The sequence below is a fragment of the Nocardia aegles genome, assembly GCF_052545135.1.
Genome location: NZ_JBQWRI010000003.1, coordinates 554,173 through 577,631, shown reverse-complemented (window position 1 = coordinate 577,631; position 23,459 = coordinate 554,173). Strand labels below are relative to the sequence as shown.

The following is a 23,459-nucleotide window of genomic DNA, read 5'->3' as shown; positions in this document are numbered from 1 at the left end:
TGATTATTCATAGGACACGTGAGGTGGCTGTCCGCTAGCGCCACCGCTGCAGGTGGATTTCGCCCGCGCGAGCGCCAGCGAATTCCAGGCAGTCACCCGGCCCCCGAGCCCCGGTCCGTCCGACCGGACCCGTGCGACCACAATCGCACCGGTATGGCTCGGGGGCTGTTCCGCCTCTCCGGGTATTCAGGCCGTGCCAGTGAGGTGTTGTGTGGGTTGGTCACAGGTTGCGTTGGGATGGGTAGGGGTTCTGGGCGTACCCGGTGAATTACCCATGTGCTCGCGAGATCAGGTGTTGCATTGGGGTGGAGAGGCCTGTTGTCGCGTCCGCGGGACTTCGGATGGCGATGCCGGCCGGTTCTGCGGGTGTCTGCGGCGTTCGGCTCGGGGCGATCAGTGTGTTGGGTAGAGCCGATCAGGTGTCGCGTGGGGCAGACGCCGAGCGCGTGGTGCGTCGGTCGGTGTCGCGGTGGGAATGGTGGCGATGGGTGGCCGACCGAGTATCGAGTTCGATAAGGCCGGCCGGTATCGGGTCGGGCAGACGCCGAGCGCGGCAGGACTCTGCGCTGGATGAACCCCCTCAGCCGATGTAGCGCTGCAGGCGGGCCGAGAGGCGCGGTTGGAGAGGACCGTCGGCTACCACGCGTTCCTCGACGTAGGCCAGATCGCCGCCCTCGACGATGCCGTAGAGGCGCTTGGCGCCGCCCACGACGACGCCGGACTGGCTGCGGATCACCACGTCGGTGGCCAACTCCCAGGACGACTGGGTCAGCGCTTGCCCGTAGAACAGCTCCACGATGCCGCTGCTGTGCGACAGCAGCAATTCGATGACCTCGTCGTTGCCGTCGATGCCGACCCGCCAGAAGCCGCGCTCGCGCAGATCGGGGCCGCCGTAGCTGCCGTCGGCCTCGATGACCCAGGACCGGGATTCCCACGCGAGGTAGTCGCCGCCGTCGTGCGAGACGACGATCTGCTGGCCGAAGCGGTAGTCGCCGCGCTCGGGATCGTTGCCCTCGCCCTCACCGCGCCACACGCCGACCATCGGAAGCAGCGCGAGCATCGAAGAGCTCAGATCCGGGCCGAGGCGCAGGTTGGCGGTGTCCTCGGGCAGCGGAAGATCCGGTAGGACCGGGATGTTGCGGGCGCCGGTCGATTTCGCCCGTTCGGCAGCCTCGGCCACGGCCTGGTCACCGCTGCGGCGACCGGCGGGATCGGCCGGAGCGTTGCCGTTCAGTTGTTCACTCGCTCGCTCGGCCGAATTGGAACCTTCGCTCGCGAGTTCGCTCATGATTCGGTGAACAGCCGGTAGAAGACGTAGAGGCCGAACCAGCCGATCAGTACGGCCACGGCCACCAGCAGAATCTCGAAGAAGAGGACCACGTTTCGAGTGTAACGACCCCCCTGCGGCGGCACGCAAACGGCCCCGGTGCTTCCGCGCGGAGAACGGGAGCGACCGGGGCCGTTCGACGAGTGGTGAGGACTTACTTGGCGACCGCGACGTCGACCGAGTGGATGCCCGCGCCTTCGGGGCGCACCTCGGCGGAGCCGTTGCCCGCCGAGGAGAGGGCGCGGACGGTCCACGAGCCGGGAGCCGCGAAGAACCGGAAGTCACCGGTACTCGACGCGACGACCTCGGCGGTGAAGTCACCGTTGCCGTCGAGCAGGCGTACGAACGCCCCGGCCACCGGCTGGCCGTCGGCGCTCAGGACACGGCCGGTGATGACCGTCTCCTTCTCCACGTCGACACCGGCCGGGATGGCCTGACCCTGGGTAGGTGCTGCGCACATTTCTATTACTCTCCCAACTCGATCGGAGCGCCGACGAGCGAACCGTATTCGGTCCAGCTGCCGTCGTAGTTCTTGACGTTCTGGTGGCCGAGCAGTTCCTTCAGCACGAACCAGGTGTGCGAGGAGCGCTCGCCGATCCGGCAGTACGCGATGGTCTCCTTCTCACCGTCCAGACCGGCCTCCTTGTAGAGCTCGGCCAGTTCGGCGTCGGACTTGAAGGTGCCGTCCTCGTTCGCGGCCTTGCTCCACGGCACGTTGATGGCGCCGGGGATGTGACCCGGACGCTGGCTCTGCTCCTGCGGCAGGTGCGCGGGAGCCAGGATCTTGCCGGTGAACTCGTCGGGCGAGCGCACGTCGACTAGGTTCTTGGTGCCGATGGCCGCGATCACCTCGTCCCGGAAGGCGCGGATGGCCAGGTCGGGCGCCGACGCCTTGTACTGGGTGGCGGGCCGGTTCACCGGCTCCGAGGACAGCGGACGGCCGTCGAGCTCCCACTTCTTACGGCCGCCGTCGAGCAGCTTGACGTTGTTGTGGCCGTACAGCTTGAAGTACCAGTAGGCGTACGCGGCGAACCAGTTGTTGTTGCCGCCGTACAGGATGACCTCGTCGTCGTTCGAGATGCCGCGCGCCGAGAGCAGGTCGGAGAACTGCTCCTGGTTCACGAAGTCGCGACGAACCTGATCCTGCAGGTCCTTCTTCCAGTCGAGCCGGACGGCACCCTCGATGTGCCCCCCGTCGTAGGCGGAGGTGTCCTCGTCGACCTCGACGAACACTACGCCGGGGGTGTTGAGGTTCTCTTCGGCCCAGTCAACGGAGACCAGGACATCGGAGCGAGCCATTGTTTTCCTTTCAGAGATGACGTGCAGGGTCAGTTCGATGCCGGTGACGGGGTCCGGCGGAGGCGGGCCACCAGCGGATAGATCCGGCAACCCAGGCAGAGCCCGAACGCCGCGTTCAGGAACGCCGCGAACAAGGCGAAGCCGGCGAACACCGCGCCGACGATTGTGGAGCCGAGCGCGAAGCCCAGCAGGCTGACGGCCGCGAACACGAAACCGAGCAACTGCGCGAACCGCAGCGGGGCCGTCGGCTCGGTTTCGGTGGCCGGCGCGAGACGCGGCGCGACGAAGGCCGCGTAGATCCGGCCGTACGGGTGGCTGCGCGGTCCGAGGGCGGCGCCGACCGCGAAGACGACCGCCTGCGCAGCGATCAACACCCCCGCTGCGACCGGGGATACCGCGGCGGCGAGCAGCACCACGACGAGGACGCCGGTGGTCACCCATGCGGCGAAGCGTGGTCCGCGCACATCGACCTGGTCGTGGGAAACGGGGGTGGCTTCGGAACCGTTACGAATCTCGGTGGACATTGTGCGTACTCCTGCGCTGGATAAGTCCGATGACTGCAAATTTGCCAATTCGCCGGGGATCGTGAGATCACTCGCACGGCGGACAAGGGTCGGCGTCAGGAAATCCGGGAAAGCCGACCGATCAGCGGCACAGGCAGCAACAACCACCGAGCCGACACAGATCCACTGTGCGGCGTCGGGTGAGCATCAGCTCGTGGTTGGCAAGCACGTGAGCAGTTTACCCAATTCGGCGGGGAAATATGGACCGGGGTGGATCACATCCGTCCAGTGGTCTTGTCGTCGCAGCTCAGGCCGCTGCGGTCAGCGGCTCGAGGGCGGAGTGCAGATCCGTCGCCTTCGGCACACCGGAGATGCGGAACCGTTCCCGGCCCTCGATGTCGAAGACGAACGTGGTGGGTAGCGAGAGCACGTTCAGCTCCCGGGCGAGCGCGGGCTCGGCGTCGATGTCCACCTCGATGTCCTGGGGCGGCTGCGGCGACCCCGCGAGCTGGTCTGTGACATTGGCAACCACTCGGCGAACTGCGGCGCACGGTCCGCACCAATCTGCCGAGAAGTGCAGGACCGCGGGACCGGCGCCGGTTACTCCCACGGCGGCCAGCAACTCCGCGCGGGCGGAGCGGGCCAGGTCGATGCCGTCGCTCGCGCGAAACTTGCCGTCGCGCCAGCGCAGCAGGATGCCCACCGCCAGTGCGGCGAGCAGTACGACTGCGAGGATGGTGACTTGAATCATGGTCGCTGCAATCGGTCCAGGTCGATCGTGACGTTCACGCCCTTGCCCTCCACGACGATCTGACCGCCCTGAGCGGAGACCTTGGTCGGCCGGACACCGAACGGCAATTCCTTGGTGTCGATGGTACGGGTGAACCGGGCGAGGACGGCGGGACGATCGGCCTCGGTGATCACCGCCACAGGCATGGTCTCGGTACCCGGCGGACCGCGGTAGAAGCCGGTCGCCACGATCTTCACCTGATCACCGTCGAGCAGCAGATCGGCCTGCACGCTGACCTTTTCACCGCCGTACTGCGTGCCGGGCGTCTCCGGCAGGGTGCCGGTGAGCACCAGTGCGCCCGTGGTGGTCATGCCGGAACCGCCCGAGCCGCCGGTCCCGTCGGACTTGTCAGCGGGGCGGGAATGCACTTGCAGGTCGGGGATGGTGAACAGTCTGCCGAGTTCGGTCGGCTCCACCCGCAACCGGCTGTCCACGCGCTCCACCGGGACGCCGCGCAGGCTGCCGTCGACGAGTTCGCCGACCGGCAGCCGCACCCCGGTCAGCGTCGCCTCCAGGGCGATCTCGCCGGGGATGTCCATTCGCTTCGCGCGGGCCCGGATCTCCACGTGGTCGTAGCGGTTGTCCCAGGCCTGGCCGAGGAAGGGGAAGCCGTGGATCGTCACCTCGGGATCGGCGGTGAGATCGGCGCCGTCGCGCAGCGCTCGGGACACGCGGTACTCCGAATAGGCGGCGGTGCTGAAGTCGACGACGACGGCGAACCCAGCCAAACACAGCAGGCCGATGATCAGCTTGCGCATGCTCCCCCGTCTCTCCGGGTCTCGGGCCGCGACGGCCGGGAGCCGCGCGGCGCGCGTTCGACTACCGCCTCGGGCGCCCCGGCGGCGGGGGGCATGCCCGATACGTAACCCATGCACGCACCATATCGGTTGGCCCGAACCCGGCTCCCGGGTGTCCTCTGGTGCGCCCGTCGCACCGGAATGCGTGGTCACCTCTTGTTACGCGCTAATCTTGCATCCGATTACTTGTGATCAGCGACGTGGACGCGGCGGTGCTGCCGCATCCGCGAGCTACGAGATGGGAGGAGGGCCCGTGGAGCTGCTCCTGCTTACCTCCGACCCCAACCCCGAGTCGGTGTTGCCCTCGCTTGCGCTGCTCGCGCACAACGTGCGCCCCGCTCCGACGGAAGTGGCGTCGCTGCTCGAGGCAGGCACCGCGGACGTCGCGTTGGTGGACGCGAGGACCGATCTTGCCGCCGCCCGTGGCCTGTGCCGCCTGCTGGGCAGCACCGGGTCCTCGGTGCCGGTCGTCGCTGTCCTCACCGAGGGCGGCCTGGTCGCCGTGAACGCGGACTGGGGGCTCGACGACATCCTGCTGCCCGGCACCGGCCCCGCCGAACTCGACGCCCGGCTGCGGTTGCTGGTCGGCCGCAACGGCGGCGTGGCCAGTCCGGAGAACACGGGCAAGATCACGCTCGGTGAGTTGGTGATCGACGAGGGCACCTACACGGCGCGACTGCGGGGCCGCCCGCTCGATCTCACTTACAAGGAATTCGAGCTGCTGAAGTATCTCGCGCAGCACGCGGGCCGGGTGTTCACCCGCGCACAGCTGCTGCAGGAGGTCTGGGGCTACGACTTCTTCGGCGGCACCCGCACCGTCGACGTGCACGTCCGGCGGTTGCGCGCCAAGCTCGGCAGCGAATACGAATCGCTGATCGGCACGGTGCGCAATGTCGGTTACAAGGCCGTGCGCCCTTCGCGGGCTGCGGCCAAGGGTGAGCCGGTGAATTTCCCGGAAGAGGACGCCGAAGGTACCGACGATTCCCCGCTCGCGCCGGTCAACGGCTCCGCGCAGTAATCGCCGCCGCGGCAGTGCCCGCAGCTATTCGGCGGGGCCGAAATGCCACCAGCCGCCATGACGTTGCCAGGAGTGGACTCCATGCGGAGTTCACTGGCTCGATGAACGGAGGCCGATGAGCGGCGCTACTACCCAGTGGATCGACCGCCCCGACGTGGGCGCCGCGCAAGCGGTCACCGATCTGCTCGCGCGTGCCACCGAGGCCGATGGGGTAGCCCCGGTCTCGGAACAGGCCGTGCTGTCGCTGACTTCGGATGCGGAAACCGGAGTACGCCATCTGCTCGCGCGGCGCGAGGGCGCCATCGTGGGCTACGCGAATCTCGTCCCCGCCCATGGTGAGCACCCCGCTATGGCCGAGGTCGCGGTCGACCCCGCCCGGCGCGGACACGGCGTCGGCACCGATCTGGTCACTGCCGCACTGGCTGAGGGTGGTCCGGGCACGCGCGTCTGGGCGCACGGCGACCGGCCGGCCGCCAAGGCCGTCGCGGCGCGGCTCGGGCTGCGGACCGCGCGCGAGTTGTGGCAGATGCGACGATCGCTCGCAACTGTTGAGCTACCGGAATTGGTCGTGCCGGACGGCATCGCGTTGCGCACCTATGCCGGTCCCGCCGACGACGCGGAATTGCTGCGGGTGAACGGCGCCGCCTTCGCCTGGCATCCGGAACAGGGCGGGTGGACCCGGCGCGACATCGAGATCCGCCGCGCGGAGTCGTGGTTCGACCCCGCGGGCCTGTTCCTGGCGTTCGACCCCGCGGCCCCCGATCGTCTGCTCGGATTCCACTGGACCAAAGTGCATCACGCGGAGAATCCGCCGCTCGGCGAGGTCTACGTGGTGGGTATCGATCCGGCGGCGCAGGGGCGCGGACTCGGTCGGCTGCTCACCCTGGCCGGTCTGGGCTATCTACGTGACCGCGGGTTGGCCGAGGTGTTGCTCTACACCGAGGCCGACAATGTCGCCGCGGTGCGCACTTATACCCGTCTCGGCTTCGCTCCCGCACATGTCGACATCGCCTACGCGGCGGCGGATCCTGAATAGCAGGCGGCAGATCGGGGGTGCGCGAGTAAAACTGCGGCAAACGTCACATCGACCGGGTGCAATCGCGCCGGGCTGTTCACTCTCCGTTCACTCAGGTCGATCCAACTGTCAACCACATGACCTTAGGTTGAGTGAGGGCAGCACACTGCTGCCTGGTGCGCAAGTTCCCCGCGAACAGCACCACAGCACCCGTCCGGGCCGGTGAGGGACCGGACGAGTAGGACGCCATTCCGGAGGAATAAGTGAATCTCAAGCGCAGCAGCGCCCTCGTTGGTGTGCTGGCCGTCGGCGCCATGGCGCTGGCCGCCTGTGGCAGCGACGACAACTCCTCGACCGACACGGGCAACGTGGCGAAGGTCGACGTCGCGTGCGGCGGTAAGAAGGCACTCAAGGCCAGCGGCTCCTCGGCGCAGAAGAACGCGATGGAGCGCTTCATCGCCGCGTACGAGAAGAACTGCGACGGTGCCACGCTCAACTACACCTCGAGCGGCTCTGGCGCCGGCGTGAGCGAATTCCTCGGTGGTCAGACCGATTTCGGTGGTTCCGACTCCCCGCTGAGCCCGAAGAAGGACGAGCCGAAGAAGGCCGCCGACCGCTGCGCCTCGCCCGCGTGGAACCTGCCGACCGTGTTCGGCCCGGTCGCGATCACCTACAACATCGACGGCGTGACCGATCTCGCGCTGGACGGCCCGACCGCCGCCAAGATCTTCAACGGCACCGTGACCACCTGGGACGCGCCCGAGATCAAGGCGCTGAACCCGAACGCCAAGCTGCCGTCCGAGCCGATCGCCGTGATCTTCCGCAGCGATGAGTCGGGCACCACCGACAACTTCCAGCTCTACCTGGACTCCGCTTCGGACGGCGCCTGGGGCAAGGGCGCGGGCAAGGCCTTCAACGGCGGCGTCGGCGCGGGCTCGAAGGGCAACGAGGGCACCTCGGCCGCGGTGAAGAGCACCAAGAACTCGATCACCTACAACGAGTGGTCGTTCGCGAAGGCGCAGAACCTGTCGATCGCGCGGATCATCACCTCGGCGAGCAAGGACCCGGTGACGCTGAGCGTCGCCTCGGCGGGCAAGGCGATCGAGTCCGCGAAGATCTCCGGCCAGGGCAACGACCTGGTCATCGACACCTCCTCGTTCTACAAGCCGTCGGTGGCGGGCGCGTACCCGATCGTGATGCCGACCTACGAGATCGTGTGCTCGAAGTACTCCGACGCCGACACGTCGAAGGCGGTCAAGGCCTTCCTCACCTCGGCGGTCACCAACGGCCAGAAGGGCTTGGACGAGGCCGGGTACATCCCGATCCCGGAGCAGTTCAAGACCAAGCTGACCACCGCCATCAACGCCATCTCCTGATAGCAGCCCCACATGACCGTGCACGACGAGGTCGCCGCCGCTGGTTCGTCTGATTCGACCGACCAGCGAGCAGGCGGAGATACTGCGCTCATGCCCAGCAAGCCGAGCGGCGAATCGGCCGCGAAAAGCGGTCGCCCGCACAGTCCGCGAGCGGAGATCATCTTCCGCTCCCTGGCGACGACGGCCGGTGCGATCATCGTCGCCTCCATCGCGTTGATTGCACTGTTCCTGCTCATCCGGGCGGTGCCGTCGGTGCTGGCGAACGAGGCGAACTTCTTCACCAGTACCGAGTTCAACACCTCGGACGCCAACCACCTACGGTTCGGCATCCGGGATCTGTTCATGGTGACGGTGCTGAGTTCGATCTTCGCCTTGGTGATCGCCGTTCCGATCGGCATCGGCATCGCGCTGTTTCTGACGCACTACGCGCCGAAGACACTCGCCCGGCCGTTCTCGGTGCTCGTCGATCTGCTCGCGGCGGTGCCCTCGATCGTGTTCGGTCTGTGGGGAATCCTGGTTCTCGCTCCGCAACTGGAGCCGATCCAGACCTTCTTGAACGACAACCTGGGATGGCTGTTCCTCTTCGCCGACGGCAACATCCCGCTGGCCAGCGGCGGCACGATCTTCACCGCGGGCGTGGTGCTCGCGGTGATGATCCTGCCGATCATCACGTCGGTCAGCCGTGAGGTGTTCAACCTCACTCCCCGTTCGCACATCGAGGCGGCACAGGCGCTCGGTGCGACGAAATGGGAAGTCGTGCGGATGACGGTGCTGCCCTACGGCCGCAGCGGCATGATCGCCGGCGCCATGCTCGGCCTCGGCCGCGCGCTCGGTGAGACGATCGCCGTGTTGATCGTGCTGAAGACGGCCGCGCACCCCGGACACTGGTCGGTGTTCGACGGCGGCTACACCTTCGCCTCCAAAATCGCCTCGGCCGCAGCGGAGTTCAGCGCCCCGCTGCCGACCGGCGCGTACATCGCGGCAGGCTTCGTGCTGTTCGCGCTGACCTTCGTCGTGAACGCGCTCGCTCGACTGGCCGCGGGCGGAAGGGTGAACGGGTGATGACCACGTCGACACTGGACCGGCCGATCAAGCCGCCCACCTTCCGGGATGTGAGCCTGGCGCGCAAGGTGCGCAACAACCTCGCGACCGGCTTGGTGTGGCTGGCCTTCGCGGTCGCGCTGGTACCGCTGGCCTGGGTTCTGATCATGGTGATCAGCAAGGGCTTCGACGCCGTGATCCGGGCGGACTGGTGGCAGAACTCGCTGAAGGGCGTGCTGCCCAACCAGATGGCGGGTGGCGTTTACCACGCCATCTACGGCACCATCGTGCAGTCGCTGGTCGCGACGGTGATCGCCGTGCCGCTCGGCATCATGGCCGCGGTGTATCTGGTCGAGTACGGCCGCGGCTTGCTGGCCAAGGTCACGACCTTCATGGTCGACATCCTGGCCGGTGTCCCGTCGATCGTCGCGGCGCTGTTCATCTTCGCGCTGTGGATCGCCACGCTCGGATTCCCGCAGAGTTCGTTGGCGGTGTCGCTGGCGCTGGTGCTGCTGATGTTGCCCGTCGTCGTCCGCAGCACCGAGGAAATGCTCAAACTGGTGCCGGACGAACTGCGCGAAGCGTCCTACGCCCTGGGCATCCCGAAGTGGAAGACCATTCTGCGGATCGTGGTGCCCACCGCGCTGCCCGGCATGATCAGCGGCATCCTGCTGGCCATCGCCAGGGTGATGGGCGAGACCGCTCCCGTGCTGGTGCTGGTCGGCTACAGCAAGTCGATCAACGTGAACATCTTCGACGGCAACATGGCGTCGCTGCCGCTGTTGATCTATCAGGAGCTGGCCAACCCCGAAGCTGCCGGACGCGAACGGGTCTGGGGAGCGGCTCTGACCCTGATCCTCATCATCGCCCTCCTCTACCTGGCGGCTGCGGTCCTCAACCGCCTGCTCACCCGGAACCGATAGAAGCGGAACGGATTACCGAAAATGGCCAAGCGGATCGACGTCAAAGATCTGAACATCTACTACGGCAAGTTCCATGCCGTGTCCGATGTCTCGCTGACCGTGCTGCCGCGCAGCGTGACCGCCTTCATCGGTCCCTCCGGCTGTGGCAAGTCCACCGTGCTGCGCTCGCTCAACCGCATGCACGAGGTAACCCCGAATGCCAGGGTCGAGGGCGCGGTGCTGCTGGACGGCGAGGACATCTACGGCTCCCAGGTCGACCCGGTGGGCGTGCGCCGCACGATCGGCATGGTCTTCCAGCGGCCCAACCCGTTCCCCACGATGTCCATCAAGGACAACGTGGTCGCGGGTCTGAAGCTGCAGGGCGTGCGCAACAAGAAGGAACTCGACGAGGTCGCCGAACGCTCGCTGCGCGGTGCCAACCTGTGGAACGAGGTGAAGGACCGTCTGGACAAGCCGGGCGGCGGCCTCTCCGGCGGTCAGCAGCAGCGTCTGTGCATCGCGCGCGCCATCGCTGTATCGCCCGACGTACTGCTGATGGACGAGCCCTGTTCGGCGCTGGACCCGATCTCCACCCTGGCGATCGAGGACCTGATCACCGAGCTGAAGAAGGAATTCACCATCGTCATCGTCACCCACAACATGCAGCAGGCCGCGCGCGTGAGTGACCAGACCGGTTTCTTCAACCTGGAGGCCCAGGGCAAGCCGGGCAAGCTGATCGAGATCGACGACACCGAGAAGATCTTCTCCAACCCGTCGCAGAAGGCCACGGAGGATTACATCTCCGGCCGCTTCGGCTGATCCCCGGCGGCTCCGCGTCCCCGCCGGACGCCGGATACGTGAAACGAAGGCCCTGGGCGCTACCCAGGGCCTTCGTACGTTTGGGCCGGGTAGCTTCAGATACTCCTCGGCGAATTCGGTTTGTCGGTTCGGCTGTTGCCGGTGCTTGCCGAGTTACGCTGCGGGCGTGCGCATTCCAGCCTGGCCTGCTCGATTTTGGTAATGATGCCCGATCGCGTGCCGAGCGGTTCGTTCAGTGCGGTGGTGATGGCTGTCTGGTGCGAATTTCCGTTCCGGCTTCGCTCGATTTCCATGGCTGCCATTCCGACCGCACCTGGCTGAGGGGCGGCGTCGTGCTTGTAGTTCGCACAGCTGTGCGCCCATCGCGTCGAGGCCCGCGCGAAACTCCTGATCGGACACCTCGTAATTCGCGGCGCCGCCTTTCGCGATGCTCGCAAACCGCTTGCAAGGCACAATTATTCGCCGCTGTGCGTCTTACGCATTCGAACCCGCCGCGGAACACACTTCTCTCAGCGCCGAACCGGGCAGGATCTCACCGAGCACATCGGTGGTGGCCCGCACGGTCAATGCGGCCGACGCGCACAGCTCCGCTGGATCGACATTGATAACGCCCCTCCATGCCGAACCCCTCCGGCGTGACGCTGTATCAGAGCGATCCTGCCCGTGCGGCCAAATTGATCATTCGCCGCCTGCGAAACGTCGAGCACGGAAAGCTTTTCGTCTACTCGTCCGCGTCGGGGTCGGGCGGGAGCACTCCGGTGACCAAGAAGATGACCCGGCGGCCGATTTCGACCGCGTGGTCGGCGAAGCGCTCGTAGTAGCGACCGAGCAGCGTGACATCGACGGCAGCCGCCACGCCGTACTTCCACTCCCGGTCCATGAGCAGTGTGAAGAGGTGACGGTGCAGATCGTCCATCGCCTCGTCGTCTTCGTTCAGCTGCGCGGCGCGCTCCGGGTCACGGGTCTCCAGCACCTCACGTGCAGTCGCCCCCATGTTCACCGCGATACGGCCCATCTCGGCGAAGTAGCCGTTGACGGCCTCGGGCAGCGCGTGGTTCGGATGACGCCTGCGCGCGACCTTGGCCACATGCAGCGCGAGCGCGCCCATCCGGTTCACGTCGGCGACGATCTGGATCGTGCTCACCACTTGCCGCAAATCACCGGCTACCGGGGCTTGCAGCGCGAGCAGGGCGAAGGCCTTCTCCTCGGCGTCCTGGATCAGCTCGGCGATCCGGTCGGAGTCGCTGATTACTTGCTCCGCCAGGGCGAGATCCGCCTGGAGCAGCGCCTGGGTCGCCCGCTCCATGGCCGAGCCGGCGAGCCCGGCCATCTCACCCAGCAGGTGGGCGAGATCGGCCATTTGCTCGTTGTAGATGACACGCATACCAGATGACACTAGTTCGGGGCGCTGACCAAGTCACGAACGCGGAGTGAATGACCGGTGCGCATCATTAGCGTGGGGATTGCCGTTGAGGGTTCAACTACCGGGAGTCGCACCCTCGCCGGTCCCGAAACGGCGACATCGTGGCGATTTGTGATCTGCATCGCATCGGCTTTCGGGGCCGCTACTTGCAGATGTCCTCGGCCGCGTTGACGTGTTCCAGGTCCGAGGGCAGCACGGCGGGCGTCGAATCCGTCGAGGCTCTCGTCACGACATTGGTGATCTCGTCACCGACCGGCGTCGGCGCCTTCACGGTGACGCCGGTCTTGGAGTCGCCTCCGATGACGACCTCCACGATGCCGCCGAGATCGTCGGCCGCCTCGATGGTCGCGCCGGGAATCGCGGAGGCCACGGTGGCGGCCTCGGCTTCCAGGCCCGCGGCGTAGCGGACCTTCGTCGTCGTGGAGGTGCCGTTGGCGTAGTTGCCGGTGTTGTAGATCGTGAAGCCCTGGTTGCCGAGCTTGGTGGCCGCCGTGCGCGCCAGCCCCTCGACTCCGGAGCCGTTGGACACCAGCAGCGAGACGGTCGAAGGGTCCACCGCCTTGTACTTGGTCGGTGTCGGCGCGGCCGGTGTCGGAGCGGGTGCGTTCGCCTGAACGGTCGGCTTCTCGCCCGGCAGAGGCTGATCGTCGCGGATCGCCTTGAAGATCGCCTTGATGTCGGATTCGCGGGGAATCTCGTTGCCGTAAGAGTTGGTGCCCGCGGTCGGGACGGTGATGAAGGTGACCGCGCCGGCGTCGATCTTCTGCAGTGAGCGTCCGAGCATCAGCAGGTCGGTTGGCTCGACCTTGTTGACCCAGGTGTGCTCACGAAGCGCACTGATGAAGCCGTTCAGTTTGCCCGGATTGAACAGCACCCTGCTCGACAGCGTGCCGCGCAGCAGCGAAGCGAGGAAGCGTTGCTGTCGGTTGATGCGGTCGTAGTCGCTGCGTTCCTCGCCGTGGACATGCCTCGCGCGCACGTAGCTCAGCGCGGTTTGGCCGTCGATGCGCTGCTTGCCCGGGTGCTCGAGGATGGTGCCGAGCACGTCGTCCACCAGCGGCCTGGACGCGCAGACCTCGACCCCGTCGATCTGGTTGACCATGGACTCGAAACCGGAGAAGTCGATGCCCATGAAGTGATTGATCGACGCGCCGGTGAGGCGCTGAACAGTGGAGACCAGGCACATCGGGCCGCCGAGAGCGTAGACGGCGTTGAGCTTGTCGCCTATGGCAGACGGGAACTTCTCGTCGGTGTATTTGTTTTTCTCGTTGTCCCACCCGCTGCACTGGGGCCTGGTCACGTCCAGGTCGCGTGGGAAGGAGACTACGACGACTCGATTCCGGGCCTTCGGGATGTGCACCAGCATGGTGGTGTCGGCGCGGGCGCCCTCGGCGTCGTCCACGGTGCCCGCGCCGAGCTTGCCATTGGCGCCTGCGCGGGTGTCGGTGCCGACCAGCAGATAATTCTCGTCGCCGAGCTGGGCAGCGGAATCGACGATGTCCTCGGAGTTCTCGTCGAGGGCGGAAACCTGGGTGAAGCTGTCCGTGGTCGAACGCAGGTAGCTCCAGCCGCCGCCGGTGACCAGCAGCGCCAGCACGGCGCACACTGCTCCGCCCGCCCTTCCCGCGGCTCTCAGCCGCTTGTTGCGGCGCTCCCGGGACGCCTGCAGGCGGGTCTTGGCGGTGCCGACGGCCTTCGGCTCAGTGCCCTTGGCGTCCTTGGTGGGCCAGCCCATGCCCTTCCGCAGGGCGCGCGTCGGCTCGTCGATCGGAGGGATTACGTCGGTGACCTCTTCGGCCTGCTCCGGCTCCGGACGCGCGACCGGAACGTCGGGCGCATCGGGGGTCGGGCGATCGCCAGGGCGGCGGCTCGCGGCGCGGGCGGCCGGTGTGGCCCCCGTAATGTCCTGGACCACCGGTGAGCTGCCCGTCTGGCGTTGCGGTGGTGGTTCCGCACGCCGGGGTCCGGCTGCCGCGCCGCGGCCGTTGGCAACGGCCGGGTCGGCGGGTCGGCGCGGAGCTTCCTGACGCGACTCGGCGCGGTTGATTCGCCCGGATGGCGGGCCCGCCTGCGGTGGTACCGGCTCGGGGCGGCGGCCTCGGTTCGTCGGAGGGCCCGAGACCTGTGTCGCCCGCTCGGCACGGCGGCCTCGACCGGGCGCGGAGGTCTGGTCCGCGGGGCCGGGTTCCGTACGACGGCTTCGGCTCGGCGCGGCGGCCGGGTCCGATGATGTGGGCTCCGCGCGGCGGGCGCGGCGGCCGGTGCGTTCGTTGTCGACCCGCTGGACGAGATCCTGGACCGTCAGCGGCGCGGAACTCTGATCCGGGGTGGTGTCGGTATGGCGGGAACGGCGAGACGTGTGTGCGGCGTCCCGGTCGGGAGACTCCGCCGCGGGATACCGCTCCCACGGGGCACGACCTCCGGGCCGTGGCGAACGCCCGTGCCGATCGTCACCCACCAACGAACCTCGCTTTTCGTCTTGCTTTTCCGCTCAGGTCACACTCGACCGGCGGCACCGATTCCGCAATGATAACGATTCCGCCACGGCGAGCCACTCCAGCGCGAAATCGGAGCGGTCGAAGTGGTGTTCACGCCCGCGATTCGCTGTGCGGTTGCCCGATCATCCGCCGCTGTGCATCACATCCGCCGCGCGCGGCACCGCGGGATCGTCCGGATCGTCGAGCCAGCCGTGCGGCAGCGCCACTTTGCCCGGCGAGCCCTGTCTGCCGCGTGGACCCTCCGCGTCCTTCGGGAAGGGAGCGGTCGGGTCGAGTTGGCCGACGAGGTCCTCCAGCTGCGCGAGGCTGCTCACCGTGGCGAACGAGCGACGCAGGTCGGAGCCGACCGGGAAGCCCATCAGATACCAGGCCATGTGCTTGCGCAGATCACGCATGGCTTTCTCCTCGCCGAGATGCTCCGACAGCAGCGCGCCGTGCCGGTACAGCACCGCGCCGACTCGACCCAGATCGGGAGCTCCCGGCAGCGGTTCACCGCGCAGCGCCGCTTGCAGCTCGGCGAACAGCCACGGTCTGCCCAGGCAGCCACGGCCGACGACCACACCGTCGCATCCGGTCTCGTCCATCATGTCGACGGCGTCGGCGGCGGAGAAGATGTCACCGTTGCCGAGCACCGGGATGGAGGTGACCGCCTCCTTGAGCCGGGCGATCGCGGTCCAGTCGGCCCGGCCCGAGTAGCGTTGCGCGGCCGTGCGGGCGTGCAGGGCCACCGCCTGCGCGCCCTCAGCTTCGGCGATGCGGCCCGCGTCCAGATAGGTGAGGTGCTCGTCGTCGATGCCGATGCGGAACTTCACCGTGACCGGTACCCCAGCGGGTTCCGCCGCGCTCACCATGGCGCGCACGATGCTCCGGAACAGCGTCCGCTTGTACGGCAGGGCGGCGCCGCCACCGAGGCGGGTGACCTTGGGCACAGGGCAGCCCAGGTTGAGGTCGATGTGGTCGGCCCAGCCCTCTCCGACGATGATCCGCACCGCTTCGCCGAGTGTGGCCGGGTCCACGCCGTAGAGCTGCATCGAGCGGGGATGCTCGTCGGCGTCGAAGGACATCATGTGCAGCGTCTTCTCGTTACGCTCGACCACCGCTCGCGCGGTGATCATCTCGCACACGTAGATCGAGGTCGGGCTGCCGAATTCCCGGCACAACTTGCGGAACGCCAGATTCGTGATGCCCGCCATCGGCGCGAGCACGACCGGCGGATCGACCGGATACGGCCCGATCCGCAGCTTGGTCATCGCCTCGGTAGTCATCGTCACGCCGACCAGTGTCTCATTTGCGCACGTGAGTCGGCCGGAGCGGGCGCGTCTGCCCGGCGCGCATGTCGTCGCGCGGGCACCGGCCGTGCACACCGACGCCGCCCTCGGTCTCTCCAAGAGGGCGGCGCCTGTAGCTGTGCGAAGAAGGGGCTTATGCGTTGCTGCCGACCATCGCACGCTCGCGCTTGGCGGCCTCGCGGGCGAGCATCCGGTCGCGCTGTTCCTCGAACTTGATGACGTCCTTGCCGAGCTTGTCCAGGAACAGGCCGAGACGTTCGCGGACCGCCTCGCCGCGGGCGGTGAAGTCGGTGCGGTCGAAGATGTTCCACTTCTTCAGCACCGGCTGGACCACTTCCTCCAGGTGCTGGCGCAGATCGTAGATGCCGTGCTTGGCCATCAGCACGCCGTTGCGGCGGAAGTTGGGCATGCCGGCGCCGGGCATCTGGAAGTTCTCCAGGATCAGGGTGATCGCCTCGATGGCCTGGTCGGGGGCCAGGTCGAGGGCGGCTCCGCACATGTTGCGGTAGAAGATCATGTGCAGGTTCTCGTCGGCGGCGACGCGCTGCAGCATACGGTCGGCGATCGGGTCGTCACAGACCTTGCCGGTGTTGCGGTGGCTGACCCGGGTGGCCAGTTCCTGGAAGGTGACGTACGCGACGGAATGCAGGAAGCCCGCGTCGGCTTCCGCGGGGGAGGCGAAGCCGTTGGTCATGTGCACCATCCGGGCTTCCTCGAGCGCGACCGGATCGACACCGCGGGTCACGACCAGGTAGTCCCGCATCACGATGCCGTGGCGGTTCTCCTCGGCGGTCCAGCGGCCCACCCAGGTTCCCCACGCGCCGTCCTGAGAGAAGTTCTCCGCGATCTCGCGGTGGTAGGAGGGCAGGTTGTCCTCGGTGAGCAGGTTCGTGATCATGGCCGCCTTCGCGACCTCACTGAGGCGGGACTGCTCCGGATCCCAATCCACGCCGCCGAGTGCCGCGAAATTGCGGCCATCGTCCCACGGGACGTAGTCGTGCGGATGCCATTCCTTTGCCAGGGAGAGGTGCCGGTTGACGTTTTCTTCGGCAACCGGCTCCAACTCCGTCAGCAGCTCGAGTTGAGTCAGATCCCTTGCCATGTATGAACCCTTCAGTGTGTGCTTCCGGTCGTGCAGGTCAATCCACAAGGTAGACCGATACCGATGCGGCCATACCTTACGGCACCGTAGGTGTGATGCGAAACGCATCCGTTAGGTGATCGATGCCCTGGTGATCCATCTCATCCGACGTCTTCGCCGTCCGGTGATCTATACGAGTGTATGGGCTCGATGCGCTGCAAACGGTCTATCGACGCGGTGCGGGAAGCGTTATCTGTACGTGGGCGATCGCACAGCCGCTCCCACCGGGGCGGTACGGGAGTGGAAATGTCCTGGTTCTGCGCGTGTCGGCGACTTGCGGCCCAGACTTGCTGCGATGTTCCTGTGAAATGATGCCGACGACGCCTTCCGAAGGGCGTAGTCGGTAGGCCGGCTCGCGCCAGGGGAGCGAGTGGGTGTGGCGGGGGTGTGTCCGTCACATCGCCGAGCGGGGCTGTCCGGAGGCCGCGCTCCGCGCAGAGTGTTGCGTGCGGCACCGGGTCGATGGGGCCTCAGTGGCGGTGGCCGCCCATCCAGGCCGGTATGGCCGGCGTCGTTGGGCGGAGAACTCCGGGAATCGGGTCGGGCGCCCGGAGCAACCCGGGCGCCCGATCTCTGTGCCCCCAGTAGGGCTCGAACCTACGACCTGCGGATTAAAAGTCCGTAGCTCTACCAACTGAGCTATAGGGGCGCGGAGCAACAGTGTAGTGCGGTCGGGGGCGGATGCCCCAATCGGGGGAGTTCGTGTCGGCAGCCCGGGTGGATGGGTTGGGCGGCGTGGCGGATCCGGCGGCGCCGAAGGCGGGCGACGCGGCGTGCGCGCTGGATGATGTAGGCGGTAAACGGTTGGCACCCAGCTTTGTTCATCTCGGCCGGATCTGGATATCATCCAATCATGTTGGCAGGCAATCTCTTTGAATTTGCGGGGGGTGAACGGATGTGGCCGGGGGAGGCGCATGGGATGGGTTGGCGGATGCGACATAGGCGGCGACCGGTCGCTCGGATTGCCGGTCGGCACGAGTGAACAATCCTGGCCCGCTGGCTAATTCGCGCATCCTCCGGACGAGCAGATCTGATTGCCGAGTATTTGCTGTGACAGGAAAAGGAATCGAATGGGTGCCCGGCTCTTCGGTTTGCCGCGTGTCGGATCGCGATTCCGGGTACGGTGACGGCCTGGTGAATTCCGAAAGAATCGTCGACTCGGTCGGCGGCGCGGAATTCGGATTGTCGTTGCTGTGTCCGAAGTTGCCGCGGTCGGTCCGGTCGGCCCGGTCGGCCATGGTTCGACGGAACTCGATGCCGCGGGAGGAGGCACGTTCGAGACGAAGAAATGCCCGGATGCGCACCCCCTGCGGCGCACCCGGGCAGGCAAACTATACCAGCTGGTGTGTTCCAGGTTTTTCCGGAGTTTTCGTACCGAAGGTTTGAAAATCGGGCGAAAACCGTGTTCCACGTATTGATTAAAACCCATGGATTCGCGCCGAGGGTCCGTTCCTTCGGGGGTGGCTGATTGGCGGCGAGTAAGGCTTCGGAGGCGTTTCGAGCATGGCACGGCAGCAAGAGCGGGCGCGCCGGACACGGGCGGCGATTATCAGGTCCGCCGCCGTTGAGTTCGGGAAGAGCGGCTATGCCGCTGCATCGCTCAACCGCATATTGGAAGGATCGCGCGCCACCAAAGGCGCCATGTACTTCCATTTCGATTCGAAGGAAGATCTGGCACGCGCGGTGCTGGAGACCGCGGTGGAACGCTACCGCGCCTCCGCCGAGCGCTGGCTGGCGCGAACGGATCTCAGTCCGCTCGACATCCTGCACGGGGTGGTCGACGAGATCGCGCTGCGGCTCGAGCACGACATCATCGTGCAGGCCGAGTTCCGCCTGATCATCGAACCGGATTTCTACCGTGACGTGCAGGCCGGCGGCGGCCGCATCATGGGCCGCGCCACCAGGATGCTCACCGTCCGCGCCATCGACCACGGGCAGCTGCGCGCGGACGCCGATCCCGACCGGTTCACCCGCACGCTCGCCGCCGCGCTGGCCGGGCAGCGGTACATGGTGGCCCTGATCGACGGGCAGGTCGATCTGCGGGCGCGGTTCGAGGAGGCGCTCGAGGTCGTGATGGAGGCGATGGCCACTCCGGAATGGCTGGAGAAGTTCCGCAGCGACGGCTGGCGTGCCCAAGCGCGTTTGGATGAGCTCGGTTTGAGCCTCTGACCAGCCGGTTTGGGATTCGAGTCCGGTCTGTCATAAGCTATCCCAGCTCCCAACGGACAGCCGTTGAAAGCCGGTCCGGAGAAATCCGGGACGAGCCCCCTTCGTCTAGCGGCCTAGGACGCCGCCCTTTCAAGGCGGTAGCGCGGGTTCGAATCCCGTAGGGGGTACGATCCACGGATCGTTGGTAGCAGAGCATGGCCCTGTGGCGCAGTTGGTTAGCGCGCCGCCCTGTCACGGCGGAGGTCGCGGGTTCGAGTCCCGTCAGGGTCGCAAGCAAGCGCCGGAGATATCCGGCGTTTCGCGTATGGCATTCACTTCGGGTGCCTGCGGCCAGGTAGCTCAGTTGGTACGAGCGTCCGCCTGAAAAGCGGAAGGTCGCCGGTTCGATCCCGGCCCTGGCCACCCCTTCACTCGTAGGCGAGCCCGGTTCACGGAGAGCGTGAACCGGGCTCGTTTCGTCATTTCTTGTGAGGTGCATTCACCCCACCCCGCGGACCCCTCGACTCTGGTCGCGCTCCGAGGTGTCATCCGGTTCGCTTCGTGCCGTCCTCGCGGACCGCTACCGCTCGGCCTGATGTGGTGAATCGCACAGTGGGCCATCCGGGTTCGGGACCGGGCGGTCGCTCATCTGGCGCGGGTAGGCTGGCGCGGCCATGTGGATCCTTCTCCTCGCGCTCGCGGGGTTCGCCCTCCTCGATTCGCTCGACCTGCTGCTGATCAGCATCACCACGGCGGTGGTCTACGACAGCAGGTTGAGCCGTCGCTCGCCGCTGGTGAGCGGTTTGAGCCTGCTGGCAGGCGTCTTCGCCGTCACCACCGCCTTCGGGATCTGCACGATCCTGGGGATCGGCTTCCTGACCGACCTGTTCGACTTCGAGGTCACGCCGACGGTGCGGTATTGGGGAGAACTGATCGCGGGAGTGGTGCTGATCGCGCTCGCGAGCATTCGAATGGCCGGCGGTACCGCGGCCCCGGAACGGGCGACCGCACTGCGACGGCAACCATGGGTGCTCGCCGGCCTCGGCGTGGCGATCGGCATGGCGCAGGCGCCGACCGCGGTTCCGTATCTGGCCGGACTCGCGATGATCTCCGCCCGGAATCCGCTACCGGCGTTGTGGCCGCTGCTGGTCGTCGCGTATTGCGCGCTCGCATTGCTGCCGCCGCTGGTGATACTCGCGCTCGCGATGCGGCGCACGACCGGAGCGCGGCGGATGTATCGAAAAACCGTTCGCGTTATCAGCTCATACGGGCCTGCCTCGGTGCGCGTGCTCTTCGCGATCTTCGGCGTCGTTCTCCTATGCGACGCGCTCGTCCATTACCGAAGCCTTTGGCCGTGAATTGCGGATTCCGGGCAACGGGTGGCGACCGGAAAAGCGATTGAGCGGTGGGGTTCGGTGGGATGCTGGAGGTATGGCTGAGCGCTGGTATTACTGCTTGAAGCACAATCGCGCCGAGCGAGGGCGGCAGTGCTGGTTCCGTGACCGGATGGGGCCGTACCCGGACCAGGCGACGGCCGAGCGCGCGCTCGAGATCGCGCGCGCCCGCACCGCGCGGGAAGACGCCCGGGACCGGGCCTGGCGCGACGGGGACTGAACCGAGCCGGGTCTTCCCCGGACGGGGAAGTTGATCTTGAGCCGCAGGTCGGGGGCTCGGACGATGTCACGCCGGGTGCGGCCACTCAGTTCGCGATCAGGTATATCGAGTACGGTTCTCCAGAACTCGACGAATGCTCGGAGGTCCTGGCGTGGGCTGCGAGCGGAAACCAGGATCAGCAGGGAGGGCGACCCTTGAGGGTTACCGTTGTTGTGCCGACCTTCAACGAGCGGGAGAATCTGCCGGTTGCGGTGGAGCGGCTGACCGCGCTGCCGGTGCCCGACCTGCACGTACTGGTGGTGGACGACAGCTCGCCGGACGGCACCGGTGACGTGGCCGACAAACTCGCCGCCGAATTGCCGAACGTGGTCGGTGTGCTGCACCGGACCGAGAAGGACGGGCTCGGCCGGGCGTATGTCGCGGGCATCACGCGCGCGCTGGACGAGGGCGCGGACGTCGTGATCCAGATGGACGCCGACCTGTCGCATCCCGCCGAAGTCATCCCGGCCATGCTGGAGAAGCTGTCCGGCACCGACGCGGGCGTCGTGCTCGGTTCGCGTTACGTTCCGGGCGGCTCGACCGCCGCCGAATGGAAGTGGTACCGCAAGGCGCTCTCGGCCTGGGCGAACTTCTACGTGAATCTGATCCTGCGCCTGGGCGTCAAGGATGCCACCGCGGGTTTCAAAGCGTGGAAGGCCGACACCCTGCGCGCCATCGACGTGGCCTCGATCCGGAGCAACGGATATTCGTTCCAGGTCGAGATGAACTATCGGACCATCAAGAAGGGGATCGCGATCACCGAGGTGCCGATCCGGTTCGAGGAGCGGACGCTCGGCGCGTCCAAGATGAGCCTCGCGGTGCAGCTCGAGTCGGCGCTCATGCCGTGGAAGCTGCTGTTCGGCCGCGCGGTCTGAGCTACGGCCCACCGGCCCCGCCACCCGAGGGAGCGGGGCCACCGGCCGGTGAGGGACAACAGAGCGCGGGCGAGGGCGAGCGGCCACACGACGGGCCGCCGTGGTGGCTCGTGCCGATCAGTGGGGCCAATTCAGCAGCGTGTCGACGAACAGCTGGCGTACCCGGGCCACGTTGTCGTCCAAATCGCCGGCGTTCCAGGCGCTGACATCGATCGGGTCGAGTATCGCCACGTCGACCGTTCCGGGCCGGGCGATCATCGCATTGCGCCAGCAGATCTCGCCCGCGTTCCGGATGACGACCGGGATCACCGGCACCCCCGCCTGCATCGCGATGTGGAACGCGCCCTTCTTGAACGGCCCGACTTCGGGGGTGTAGGAGCGTGTGCCTTCGGGAGCCACCGCGACCGACAGGCCGCCCCGCAGTGTTTCCACCACCGGTCGAAGCGCTGCCCTGGCCTGTGCGGTATTCGCGCGGTCGATGAATGTCACGCCGGCGAAGCGCATGAGCGGTCCGAAGACCGGATTCTTGGTGAGTTCCTTCTTGCCGATCGCGGTCACGCCGCCGCCGAGCACTTCGGGCACGATGATGATGTCGAACTGGCTCTGGTGGTTGAACACGAAGACCGCGGGCCGCGGCGATCTCGCGTGCTCGCCGCCGGTGACTCGCACGTGCACGCCCGCGATGCGCAGCGTATTGCGGGCCGCGTGCGCCATCAGCGCGTCGGCCATCCGTTGCCGGTCCTGGGTGGGCGCTTGCGAGGCGATGCCGAACAGCGCGCCCCCGAGCAGCCCGGCGAATCCCGCGGCGGTGCGTACGTAATCGGTCGCGCGCGGCGGGCGGCGCGGCCGGAACGTCAGCTCGGCCCAGTGCTGCCGGTCGGCGAGGTCGGTCAGCGCGTCGTCGGCGTTGACCGCCACCGGATGTCCCACCAGCGACAGCATGGGAAGGTCGGCGATCGCGTCGGCGTAGGCGTAGCTGCGCTCGAGATCCACCTGGTGCGCGGCGGCGAACGCCGCGACCGCCTCGGCTTTGCCGTCGCGCCACAGCGTCTTCCCATCGGGATGCCCCGTGAGCACGCCGTCGCTGGTGGCCATGGGCGTGTACAGCACGTGCTTGATGCCCAACTGCGCCGCGGCGGGTAGGACCTGGAACCGGGTCAGTGAGCTGACCAGCACGATGGTGTGCCCGGCCGCCCGGTGGGTGTGGATCAGCTCCCACGCTTCGGGATACAGGTAGCCGTAGACAGTGCGTTGGAACAGGCGCCTGCCCACTTCGTCCAGCTCCTGTTCGGAGCGTCCGGTCAGCGCGTCGGACAACTCGCGCAGGAAGCGGCGGTATTCGCCGTCGGTCATACGGTCGCGGATGCCGCCGAGCAGAACGTCGGCGGGTGCGCGGCGCAGCCGGTGCCGCGGCCCCGGTGCGTCGATGACCGTACCGCCGAAATCGAAGACGGCTGCGACCGCTGGGCCCTGCGGGCCGGAGCGGATGGCGGCGAGCGCGGCGTCGAGGTCGGCGCGCGCGTCGGTCATCGATCCTCCTGGCTA

22 protein-coding genes and 4 tRNA genes are annotated in these 23,459 nt (G+C 67.1%); 13 read left to right on the top strand and 13 right to left on the bottom strand.

What is annotated here, in order from left to right:
• Nucleotides 1–580: 580 nt before the first annotated feature.
• The 6 genes from ACT89H_RS12520 to ACT89H_RS12495 all read right to left on the bottom strand — a co-directional run bounded on the left by ACT89H_RS12520 (nucleotide 581) and on the right by ACT89H_RS12495 (nucleotide 4,677).
• Nucleotides 581–1,288 (bottom strand): heme-binding beta-barrel domain-containing protein, encoded by a 708-nt coding sequence (locus tag ACT89H_RS12520; protein ID WP_445108721.1) that lies wholly within the window; start codon nucleotides 1,286–1,288, stop codon nucleotides 581–583.
• Nucleotides 1,289–1,481: 193 nt separating this feature from the next.
• Nucleotides 1,482–1,787: a DUF1416 domain-containing protein gene (locus tag ACT89H_RS12515; protein WP_445108720.1), complete on the bottom strand. Its 306-nt coding sequence runs from the start codon at nucleotides 1,785–1,787 to the stop codon at nucleotides 1,482–1,484.
• A gap of 5 nt (nucleotides 1,788–1,792) precedes the next feature.
• Entirely contained in the window at nucleotides 1,793–2,626 is an 834-nt protein-coding gene (locus ACT89H_RS12510) for a sulfurtransferase (protein WP_039794999.1), read from the bottom strand.
• A gap of 29 nt (nucleotides 2,627–2,655) precedes the next feature.
• Nucleotides 2,656–3,150, bottom strand: a complete 495-nt coding sequence (locus tag ACT89H_RS12505) for a DUF4395 domain-containing protein (protein WP_445108719.1) — start codon at nucleotides 3,148–3,150, stop codon at nucleotides 2,656–2,658.
• A 286-nt stretch (nucleotides 3,151–3,436) separates the two neighbouring features.
• Entirely contained in the window at nucleotides 3,437–3,880 is a 444-nt protein-coding gene (locus ACT89H_RS12500) for a thioredoxin family protein (protein WP_445108718.1), read from the bottom strand.
• Entirely contained in the window at nucleotides 3,877–4,677 is an 801-nt protein-coding gene (locus tag ACT89H_RS12495; RefSeq protein ID WP_445108717.1) for an LmeA family phospholipid-binding protein, read from the bottom strand. Before ACT89H_RS12495 ends, ACT89H_RS12500 begins: the two co-directional genes overlap by 4 nt.
• Nucleotides 4,678–4,969: 292 nt before the next feature.
• Here ACT89H_RS12495 and ACT89H_RS12490 point away from each other — a divergent pair, with 292 nt between their 5' ends.
• From ACT89H_RS12490 to pstB, 6 genes are all read left to right on the top strand, one after another.
• On the top strand, nucleotides 4,970–5,734 hold the full coding sequence (locus ACT89H_RS12490) for a winged helix-turn-helix transcriptional regulator (RefSeq protein ID WP_445108716.1): 765 nt from the start codon (nucleotides 4,970–4,972) through the stop codon (nucleotides 5,732–5,734).
• Nucleotides 5,735–5,849: 115 nt separating this feature from the next.
• On the top strand, nucleotides 5,850–6,770 hold the full coding sequence (gene mshD, locus ACT89H_RS12485; RefSeq protein ID WP_445108715.1) for a mycothiol synthase: 921 nt from the start codon (nucleotides 5,850–5,852) through the stop codon (nucleotides 6,768–6,770).
• A 242-nt stretch (nucleotides 6,771–7,012) separates the two neighbouring features.
• On the top strand, nucleotides 7,013–8,125 hold the full coding sequence (pstS, locus tag ACT89H_RS12480) for a phosphate ABC transporter substrate-binding protein PstS (protein ID WP_445108714.1): 1,113 nt from the start codon (nucleotides 7,013–7,015) through the stop codon (nucleotides 8,123–8,125).
• Between the two features lie 90 nt (nucleotides 8,126–8,215).
• Nucleotides 8,216–9,187: a phosphate ABC transporter permease subunit PstC gene (gene pstC, locus ACT89H_RS12475; RefSeq protein ID WP_445108713.1), complete on the top strand. Its 972-nt coding sequence runs from the start codon at nucleotides 8,216–8,218 to the stop codon at nucleotides 9,185–9,187.
• Nucleotides 9,187–10,089 (top strand): phosphate ABC transporter permease PstA, encoded by a 903-nt coding sequence (pstA, locus tag ACT89H_RS12470; protein WP_445108712.1) that lies wholly within the window; start codon nucleotides 9,187–9,189, stop codon nucleotides 10,087–10,089. Before pstC ends, pstA begins: the two co-directional genes overlap by 1 nt.
• A 21-nt stretch (nucleotides 10,090–10,110) precedes the next feature.
• Nucleotides 10,111–10,887: a phosphate ABC transporter ATP-binding protein PstB gene (gene pstB / locus ACT89H_RS12465; protein ID WP_445108711.1), complete on the top strand. Its 777-nt coding sequence runs from the start codon at nucleotides 10,111–10,113 to the stop codon at nucleotides 10,885–10,887.
• A gap of 95 nt (nucleotides 10,888–10,982) precedes the next feature.
• On the opposite strand, the gene ACT89H_RS12460 is transcribed toward pstB, so the two are convergent.
• The 6 genes from ACT89H_RS12460 to ACT89H_RS12435 all read right to left on the bottom strand — a co-directional run bounded on the left by ACT89H_RS12460 (nucleotide 10,983) and on the right by ACT89H_RS12435 (nucleotide 17,887).
• Nucleotides 10,983–11,189, bottom strand: coding sequence for a hypothetical protein (locus ACT89H_RS12460; RefSeq protein ID WP_445108710.1), 207 nt, complete (start codon nucleotides 11,187–11,189; stop codon nucleotides 10,983–10,985).
• Between the two features lie 419 nt (nucleotides 11,190–11,608).
• Entirely contained in the window at nucleotides 11,609–12,271 is a 663-nt protein-coding gene (gene phoU, locus ACT89H_RS12455; RefSeq protein WP_445108709.1) for a phosphate signaling complex protein PhoU, read from the bottom strand.
• A gap of 181 nt (nucleotides 12,272–12,452) precedes the next feature.
• Nucleotides 12,453–14,225 (bottom strand): LCP family protein, encoded by a 1,773-nt coding sequence (locus tag ACT89H_RS12450; protein WP_445108708.1) that lies wholly within the window; start codon nucleotides 14,223–14,225, stop codon nucleotides 12,453–12,455.
• Between the two features lie 705 nt (nucleotides 14,226–14,930).
• On the bottom strand, nucleotides 14,931–16,058 hold the full coding sequence (gene dusB / locus ACT89H_RS12445) for a tRNA dihydrouridine synthase DusB (RefSeq protein WP_445108904.1): 1,128 nt from the start codon (nucleotides 16,056–16,058) through the stop codon (nucleotides 14,931–14,933).
• Between the two features lie 172 nt (nucleotides 16,059–16,230).
• Complete coding sequence (locus ACT89H_RS12440) at nucleotides 16,231–17,199, bottom strand: acyl-ACP desaturase (protein ID WP_445108707.1); 969 nt, start codon at nucleotides 17,197–17,199, stop codon at nucleotides 16,231–16,233.
• 615 nt (nucleotides 17,200–17,814) lie between these two features.
• Nucleotides 17,815–17,887, bottom strand: a tRNA-Lys gene (locus ACT89H_RS12435).
• 854 nt (nucleotides 17,888–18,741) lie between these two features.
• On the opposite strand from ACT89H_RS12435, the gene ACT89H_RS12430 reads away from it, so the two are divergent.
• The 7 genes from ACT89H_RS12430 to ACT89H_RS12400 all read left to right on the top strand — a co-directional run bounded on the left by ACT89H_RS12430 (nucleotide 18,742) and on the right by ACT89H_RS12400 (nucleotide 21,914).
• The gene (locus ACT89H_RS12430) at nucleotides 18,742–19,407 is read left to right on the top strand and encodes a TetR family transcriptional regulator (protein WP_445108706.1); all 666 of its coding nucleotides are present in this window, start codon (nucleotides 18,742–18,744) and stop codon (nucleotides 19,405–19,407) included.
• 94 nt (nucleotides 19,408–19,501) lie between these two features.
• Nucleotides 19,502–19,574: transfer RNA gene (locus ACT89H_RS12425), tRNA-Glu, on the top strand.
• Between the two features lie 29 nt (nucleotides 19,575–19,603).
• Nucleotides 19,604–19,677 (top strand) — tRNA-Asp (locus ACT89H_RS12420).
• A gap of 58 nt (nucleotides 19,678–19,735) precedes the next feature.
• Nucleotides 19,736–19,809 (top strand) — tRNA-Phe (locus tag ACT89H_RS12415).
• Between the two features lie 251 nt (nucleotides 19,810–20,060).
• Nucleotides 20,061–20,744: a GAP family protein gene (locus tag ACT89H_RS12410; protein WP_445108705.1), complete on the top strand. Its 684-nt coding sequence runs from the start codon at nucleotides 20,061–20,063 to the stop codon at nucleotides 20,742–20,744.
• Nucleotides 20,745–20,817: 73 nt separating this feature from the next.
• Nucleotides 20,818–21,000: a hypothetical protein gene (locus tag ACT89H_RS12405; protein WP_445108704.1), complete on the top strand. Its 183-nt coding sequence runs from the start codon at nucleotides 20,818–20,820 to the stop codon at nucleotides 20,998–21,000.
• Nucleotides 21,001–21,194: 194 nt separating this feature from the next.
• Nucleotides 21,195–21,914: a polyprenol monophosphomannose synthase gene (locus ACT89H_RS12400; protein ID WP_445108703.1), complete on the top strand. Its 720-nt coding sequence runs from the start codon at nucleotides 21,195–21,197 to the stop codon at nucleotides 21,912–21,914.
• A gap of 117 nt (nucleotides 21,915–22,031) precedes the next feature.
• Here ACT89H_RS12400 and ACT89H_RS12395 read toward each other — a convergent pair whose 3' ends face one another.
• Entirely contained in the window at nucleotides 22,032–23,444 is a 1,413-nt protein-coding gene (locus ACT89H_RS12395) for an HAD-IB family hydrolase (RefSeq protein WP_445108702.1), read from the bottom strand.
• Between the last annotated feature and the right edge of the window lie 15 nt (nucleotides 23,445–23,459).

Excerpts from the sequence above, each read along its gene's own strand:
- ACT89H_RS12520 (WP_445108721.1), bottom strand. The coding sequence starts at position 1,288 with ATGAGCGAACTCGCGAGCGAAGGTTCCAATTCGGCCGAGCGAGCGAGT.
- ACT89H_RS12515 (WP_445108720.1), bottom strand. The coding sequence starts at position 1,787 with ATGTGCGCAGCACCTACCCAGGGTCAGGCCATCCCGGCCGGTGTCGAC.
- ACT89H_RS12510 (WP_039794999.1), bottom strand. The coding sequence starts at position 2,626 with ATGGCTCGCTCCGATGTCCTGGTCTCCGTTGACTGGGCCGAAGAGAAC.
- ACT89H_RS12505 (WP_445108719.1), bottom strand. The coding sequence starts at position 3,150 with ATGTCCACCGAGATTCGTAACGGTTCCGAAGCCACCCCCGTTTCCCAC.
- ACT89H_RS12500 (WP_445108718.1), bottom strand. The coding sequence starts at position 3,880 with ATGATTCAAGTCACCATCCTCGCAGTCGTACTGCTCGCCGCACTGGCG.
- ACT89H_RS12495 (WP_445108717.1), bottom strand. The coding sequence starts at position 4,677 with ATGCGCAAGCTGATCATCGGCCTGCTGTGTTTGGCTGGGTTCGCCGTC.
- mshD (WP_445108715.1), top strand. The coding sequence starts at position 5,850 with ATGAGCGGCGCTACTACCCAGTGGATCGACCGCCCCGACGTGGGCGCC.
- pstC (WP_445108713.1), top strand. The coding sequence starts at position 8,216 with ATGCCCAGCAAGCCGAGCGGCGAATCGGCCGCGAAAAGCGGTCGCCCG.
- pstA (WP_445108712.1), top strand. The coding sequence starts at position 9,187 with ATGACCACGTCGACACTGGACCGGCCGATCAAGCCGCCCACCTTCCGG.
- pstB (WP_445108711.1), top strand. The coding sequence starts at position 10,111 with ATGGCCAAGCGGATCGACGTCAAAGATCTGAACATCTACTACGGCAAG.
- ACT89H_RS12460 (WP_445108710.1), bottom strand. The coding sequence starts at position 11,189 with ATGGCAGCCATGGAAATCGAGCGAAGCCGGAACGGAAATTCGCACCAG.
- phoU (WP_445108709.1), bottom strand. The coding sequence starts at position 12,271 with ATGCGTGTCATCTACAACGAGCAAATGGCCGATCTCGCCCACCTGCTG.
- dusB (WP_445108904.1), bottom strand. The coding sequence starts at position 16,058 with ATGACCAAGCTGCGGATCGGGCCGTATCCGGTCGATCCGCCGGTCGTG.
- ACT89H_RS12440 (WP_445108707.1), bottom strand. The coding sequence starts at position 17,199 with ATGGCAAGGGATCTGACTCAACTCGAGCTGCTGACGGAGTTGGAGCCG.
- ACT89H_RS12430 (WP_445108706.1), top strand. The coding sequence starts at position 18,742 with ATGGCACGGCAGCAAGAGCGGGCGCGCCGGACACGGGCGGCGATTATC.
- ACT89H_RS12410 (WP_445108705.1), top strand. The coding sequence starts at position 20,061 with ATGTGGATCCTTCTCCTCGCGCTCGCGGGGTTCGCCCTCCTCGATTCG.
- ACT89H_RS12405 (WP_445108704.1), top strand. The coding sequence starts at position 20,818 with ATGGCTGAGCGCTGGTATTACTGCTTGAAGCACAATCGCGCCGAGCGA.
- ACT89H_RS12395 (WP_445108702.1), bottom strand. The coding sequence starts at position 23,444 with ATGACCGACGCGCGCGCCGACCTCGACGCCGCGCTCGCCGCCATCCGC.